This is a genomic window from Haladaptatus sp. (genome assembly GCF_049589095.1).
Taxonomy (GTDB): Archaea; Halobacteriota; Halobacteria; order Halobacteriales; family Haladaptataceae; genus Haladaptatus.
In genome coordinates, this window is sequence record NZ_JBAWAC010000615.1 from 1 (window position 1) to 3,096 (window position 3,096).

Sequence of the window (3,096 nt, forward strand, 5' to 3'; positions counted from 1 at the left end):
ATCGAACCGACCGAACCGGAGACGACCCGAGCGGCCGCCACGGACGTCCCGAGTGAGGGGAGTCCGAACGTCTTTCAGGGCGTCAGATCGCTCGGTGTCTCGTTTCCACGAGTCGTCGTGGCGGCCGCAATCGGGGGTCTCGTCGGGACGGTCCTCATGTCCGGCGTGTTGTTCACGGCGACGATTTTGAACGTGTTCAGCCTCTCGTCGTTCGTCAACCTCGCCGGCTTCATCGGCCAGCAGAGCGTGGTCGTCGGCTACTTCCTCTTCCTCATCGGTGGCATGACGACGTGGGCGCTCCTGTTCGCCGTGCTGGCCGAGTACCTGCCGGGAGAGCCCCGTATCATCACCGGGTTGGCGTTCGCGACGGTGATCGCCGTCGGGTTCGCCTTGGCGTTCTACACCGGACAGACCGGACTCCATCTGCTCGCGTACGTGATCTTCGTCCTCATCGCCCACTGGTTCTACGGGTTCGGCCTGTCCGCCACGTTCGAATACCTCACGGAACGCTGGCAGGTGACCGAATGAGCACGAACGACCGACAACCCGAATCCGTCACGGAGGAGCAATCGGTGCGAGATGCGCTGTTGACCTACGGCGCGCCGTTCCTCGGAACGCTCCTCATCGCCATCGGAATCGCGGGCGGCGTCCTCGGCGGCTACGCCGTCGTCCAGACGCATTTCGACCTGTGTGGGCACGCGACCATCGACGTCTATTCGCCCGACGAGACGAACCAGTTGACGGCGGCGACCCAACGCGGTCCGTTCCAGCAGTTCAGCGTCGATGAACTCGCTCCCGCCGAACGCCGGGCGTTCGAGTACGCACTCGACAACCCACGGAGTACCGGTGACGTTCGTGGCCGGTTCGTCCATCGCGCCGCGTTCCGGAGGGGGGTACTCGTCACCGCGGGAGGTGAAACCCACTACGTGACCATCTCCTCCGCCAACCCGTGTCTCGGCGTGGACCCGCTGCTCTTCCCGCTCGGCATCGTGTCCATCCTGCTCGGTATCGGCGGCATCCTCACACCGCCGCTCTACCGAAGATTGCTCGAACGCGAAGAGAGCGGGGAGAACACGGGATAGAAGTCGACTCGTGTACAGCGTGGGGTCGCATATGCGTACAGCGTGGGGTCGCGTATATCGTGTTTGCCGTCGTCATCTCTGCGGGGGGAAACCATGCCACAGCAACCGACCGGCCACGTCTCGCGGATCACCCACTTCGCGCTGATCGTCGAGGATCAGGAGGAAGCGCTCGACTTCTACACCGAAACGCTCGGCTTCGAGAAGAAAGAGGACAGCGAGATGGGCGAGGACAGATGGCTCACCGTCGCCCCCGCCGGGCGGGACGGTGTGCACGTCGTCCTCCGTTCTCCGGCGTGGTTCGGCGGGAAGGACGCCGACAGGTTCTCGCATCTCGTCGGGCACAACCCGATGATAGGGTTGGCGGTGGACGACTGTCACGCGACGTACGACGACCTGCGTGAGCGAGGCGTCGAGTTCGTCTCCGAACCGCAGGAACGGGAGTACGGCGTCGAGGTCATCGCGCTCGACCCGGAGGGAAACGAACTCCTGTTCGTCGAACCGAGGGGGACGGCGTAGCCCTCTCATCCGGAGATGCTCGACCCGAAGTACAGCACGACGACGAGCAAAATCCAGACGGCGTCCACGAAGTGCCAGTACATCGAGACGGTGCTGACCGAGGAATCCCTGTCGGGGCCGTACTGGCCACGTATCGCTCGCGCGAAGACGACACACAACAGAATCACGCCGAGCGTGACGTGCAGGCCGTGCAGGCCGGTCAGCCCGAAGAACGCGCTCCCGAACAGCCCGGAGGTCAGCGTGAATCCCTCGTGGGAGATGAAGTCGTAATACTCGTAGGCCTGTCCGGCGACGAAGCCCGCACCGAGGAGGACGGTAACGCCGAGGAGGGTCAGAAACCGCTTTCGTTTCCCCTTCCCCAACGCGATATGCGAGAAGTGGAGCGTGAAACTGCTCAGAACGAGGGCGGCCGTGTTGACGAGCAACAACGAACTCAACACGTCGGGGAGTTCCGTCGGCGGCCACGGTTTTACCCGGATGAAGAAATAGTAGGTGAACACCGCGCCGAACGTCGCGATGTCGGTCAGCAAAAACGTCACCATCGTCGCCTCGTAGGTGTACTTCGTCTTGCTCACGTGCCCCTGCCAGTAGTCTTGTACGTAGGCCTGATTGAGCCACCCACCGAGTCCGACGACGAGCACGGCCAACCCCCCGATAGCGATCACCCAACCGGCGAGTTCGGGGAACACGTCCGTGACGTGACCGAGTATCGTGAGCGCCGCGCCGAGATACATCGTCCCCGCCCCGATCGCACCGATGATGGGCCATCGACTCCCCTCGTGATGCGCCGAACCGTCGGTCCCCGACGACTCGCCGTGTGCCACTGACTCGGACATAACCGGTAGAGACACACCGCGGAGTGACAAAAATTCGACGGCAATCGGGATCGGTCAGTTCCCGTTCGACATCGACTGCATGAACACGAGCGGGTCGCGGGTCTGGAGCCACGCCGTCCCCTCGCCGGAGAAGTAGGTCACGCGCCCCTCGCCGCCGAGGATCGAGGATTTGATGCCGCCGTCCGTCTTGCGCGTGAGGTTCAACCCGTCCGTCCACGCGATGAGGTGATCCTCGTCCACGACGAGCGGATCGTCGTCGGTGATATCGACCTCGTACAGCGATCCGTACGAGGAGAGGAAGGCGATGCCGTCGCCCTTCAGGGCGAGGACGGTCAGTTCGCCCGACGAGAAGAAGTTCCCAGCCTCGTTGACCGCGGTTTCGTGTTCGACCTCGGGAGTCCACGCGACCGGTGCGCCCGATTGGGCCTTGATGCGCCCGGTTTCCCGGAGATCGATCGGGACGATGTCGCCCGGCATATCGGGCGCGAGCGTGACGTGTGCACCGTCGACCGACGCCGTGAACGTGTTCGAGACCATCTCCCGCTCGTCGCTGATGGCCCGGGAGAGCATGCCCGAGATGCCGTCACCGCCCGCGATTTGGGCGTCCGCCTTCATGCTCTCGCTCCGACTCACCATCGCACCCGTCTTCGCCTCGATGTGCT

5 protein-coding genes are annotated in these 3,096 nt (G+C 63.8%); 3 read left to right on the plus strand and 2 right to left on the minus strand.

Annotated elements, in window-relative coordinates; translation table 11 throughout:
* From WBV42_RS19470 to WBV42_RS19480, 3 genes are all read left to right on the plus strand, one after another.
* Window positions 1-528: DUF6789 family protein (locus WBV42_RS19470; RefSeq protein ID WP_423987508.1), on the plus strand; the 528-nt coding region annotated here is incomplete at its 5' end.
* Window positions 525-1,082, plus strand: a complete 558-nt coding sequence (locus WBV42_RS19475) for a hypothetical protein (protein WP_423987509.1) — start codon at window positions 525-527, stop codon at window positions 1,080-1,082. The genes WBV42_RS19470 and WBV42_RS19475, both read left to right, overlap by 4 nt.
* A 93-nt stretch (window positions 1,083-1,175) precedes the next feature.
* Window positions 1,176-1,598, plus strand: a complete 423-nt coding sequence (locus tag WBV42_RS19480; protein WP_423987510.1) for a VOC family protein — start codon at window positions 1,176-1,178, stop codon at window positions 1,596-1,598.
* 5 nt (window positions 1,599-1,603) lie between these two features.
* Here the strand turns inward: WBV42_RS19480 and WBV42_RS19485 are convergent, their stop codons facing one another.
* Together WBV42_RS19485 and WBV42_RS19490 are read right to left on the minus strand one after the other, a co-directional pair.
* Window positions 1,604-2,434: a cytochrome c oxidase subunit 3 gene (locus WBV42_RS19485; RefSeq protein WP_423987511.1), complete on the minus strand. Its 831-nt coding sequence runs from the start codon at window positions 2,432-2,434 to the stop codon at window positions 1,604-1,606.
* 54 nt (window positions 2,435-2,488) lie between these two features.
* Window positions 2,489-3,096, minus strand: a 608-nt coding sequence (locus WBV42_RS19490) for a TIGR00266 family protein (RefSeq protein WP_423987512.1), incomplete at its 5' end; no start/stop codon positions are given.